Origin of the sequence: Caldisericum sp., from assembly GCA_022759145.1 — a bacterium.
GTDB lineage: Bacteria > Caldisericota > Caldisericia > Caldisericales > Caldisericaceae > Caldisericum.
This window is the reverse complement of sequence record JAEMPV010000092.1, coordinates 4,285-6,877: the sequence shown is the minus strand read 5'-3', so window position 1 is coordinate 6,877 and position 2,593 is coordinate 4,285. Positions and strand designations below refer to the sequence as shown.

General features: G+C 35.4%; 2 protein-coding genes. Both read left to right on the top strand.

The genetic code is table 11. From position 1 onward, the window contains the following. The first annotated feature begins 340 nt into the window (after positions 1-340). On the top strand, positions 341-1,879 hold the full coding sequence (locus JHC30_06025; GenBank protein MCI4463708.1) for a type I restriction-modification system subunit M: 1,539 nt from the start codon (positions 341-343) through the stop codon (positions 1,877-1,879). A 68-nt stretch (positions 1,880-1,947) separates the two neighbouring features. Further along, positions 1,948-2,593, top strand: a 646-nt coding sequence (locus tag JHC30_06020) for a restriction endonuclease subunit S (protein MCI4463707.1), incomplete at its 3' end; no start/stop codon positions are given.

The window sequence follows — 2,593 nt, the reverse complement described above, 5'->3', positions numbered from 1 at the left end:
AGAAAATTGTAAAAGAAGAAGGCGTAAAGAACGGCTGGGTTCAGTACGACTAACTGACATTTTTACTCTTTATATCTTTTATATTTGTCGTGTTTTCTTTGAATTGTGTTTTTAATGATATTACTTGTTCGAGTTTTTTATGCAGGGCATTGCTTTGTCCAATGCTAAGAAAAACCAAATTGATAAGGTTTTTCGCGCCATATTTTAGACTCTTTTTCTCAAAAAGTTGTTATTTGTGAGTCTTTCTGAGCATAGCAAAAATTTTGTCCATTTCTTTGACTTTTATTTTGCTATGTGTAAAATAAAATATGTATTAAGAAATTTTGAAAAGGAGTGGCAAATGGGCAAAGAAAATATTTCTGATTTAAATTTTGAAGACAAACTATGGAAAGCAGCCGATAAATTAAGGAAAAACTTAGAGGTTCATGAGTACAAATATGTTGTCCTCGGGCTCATATTTTTGAGATATGTCTCTTATGCTTTTGAGGAAAAGAGAAAGCAAATTAAAGAAACTGAGTCACAACAATATTCCGAAAAGTTTATAGAGAAAATTTCAGAAGACAAGGACTTCTATCTTGCAGATGGTACTCTTTATGTTCCGCCACTTGCTCGCTGGGACTATATAAAAATGAATGCCAATCAGCCAAACATTGGCGAGATATTAGACAAAGCCATTGAAGAGTTAGAGAAAGAATATCCCAAACAATTAAAAGATGTTATCCCAAAAATATACACTAAAGTGAACCTTTCTCCGTATGATTTTGCATTTCTTATAAATCTGTTTTCAGAGATACAGTTTGGCGATGGACACCTTGGCAGGGACATATTTGGAAGGATCTATGAGTATTTTCTTGGAAAATTTACTGAGGCTGAAGGGAAAAAGGGAGGAGAGTTTTATACGCCTCGCCCTATCACAAGACTAATCGTTGAAATCCTTGATGTAAAAGAAGGAAGAATCTTTGATCCTGCTTGTGGTTCTGGAGGGTTTTTTGTGTCTGCGTTAGAAAAACTGCAAAGGGAAGGTATAGAAAAAGAGCGATTGTCAATCTATGGGCAGGAATCAAAAGAATTTGTGTGGAAAGTTTGCAAAATGAACCTTGCGATACGAAATGCCGAGGGAGAAATCCAATGGGGAGATTCTTATCATGATGACAAGTTTTTTGACCTAAGAGCTGATTATGTTGTGTCCAATCCACCGTTTAACGATAGTAATTGGGGAAGAGACAGGATAAAACCAAACGATCCACGGTTTGAATTTGGCATTCCTCCAGAAAACAATGCAAATTATGTGTGGATTCAGCACTATATATACCATCTTGCTCCTAATGGAAGAGCAGGCTTCGTTATGGCAAATGGTGCTTTATCTGGGGGAAATCAGGAAGGTGAAATAAGGCGAAAAATTATTGAGAAAGATTTAGTTTACGGAATAGTTGCAACACCTCCAAAGATGTTTTATACAGTTTCTCTTCCTGTGTCTCTATGGTTTTTAAGAAAGTCAAAACCACCACATATGAAAGGGAAAATTCTATTCATTTACGCCAAAAAGATGTATGAGCCAATTTCAAGAAGGCAGAATGTATTTACCGATGAACATATTGCAAAGATAGTCGAGAAGTTTAGAATGTTTGAAGAAGGCAAGCCAGATGAGATGATTAATGAAGTTGGGTTTGCAAAGGTTGCAACACTTGAAGAGGTTGCTAAAAATGGTTATGTCCTTACACCTGGAAGATATGTTGGGATAAAACTTGATGAGGATGATGTCCCGTTTGAGGAAAAAATGTCTGAATATTCTAAGGAACTTTCAGAATTATTGAGTAAGGAAGATGAATTAACCGCAAAAATTAGGGAAGTTTTCGAAAGTTTAGGCTGGAAACTTTAGATGGGAACCGTGATTGTATGTGTTTAAAAACTTTTAAGCAATCACAAATGATTGAGGAGTAATGAAAAATGATTAAATTTAGATGGGAAAAGGAGTTTAAGGAAACCGAAATTGGAGAGATACCCAAGGATTGGGAGATATTGCGGATTAGCGATATTGCAACTATTAAAAATGGAAAGAGACCTGATACTATAAAAGAATTTGGCGTTTACCAAGTCTGGGGAGCAAATGGGCTTATGGGATATACCGATAATAACATTTTTGTAGCAACAGAGGAGTCCTTGATAACAGGTAGAGTAGGATCTTTAGGAAATATTTTCTATATAGAAAAAGATTCAAAAGTTTGGTTTTCTGATAATGTCTTGATTATATATCCTGATAAGTTAAAGACAAACTTAAAATTCCTCTATTTTCAACTATTGACACGTAAAGACGATATTTTAAGTTTGGATGTTGGTTCTACTCAACCGTTGCTTACTCAAAGTGCCCTCAAGAACCTTTTAATTCCTTTACCTCCTCTCGCCGAACAAACAAGGATTGCTAATGTTTTATCGTGGTTTGATGATTTGATTGAGAACAAGAAAAGGCAAAATGAGATTTTAGAAAAAACGGCAATGGCAATTTTCAAAAACTGGTTCATCGATTTTGAGCCGTTTAAGAACGAAGAGTTTGTTTATAATGAAGAACTGGGAAGAGAGATACCGAAGGGGTGGG

Excerpts from the sequence above, each read along its gene's own strand:
- JHC30_06025 (MCI4463708.1), top strand. The coding sequence starts at position 341 with ATGGGCAAAGAAAATATTTCTGATTTAAATTTTGAAGACAAACTATGG.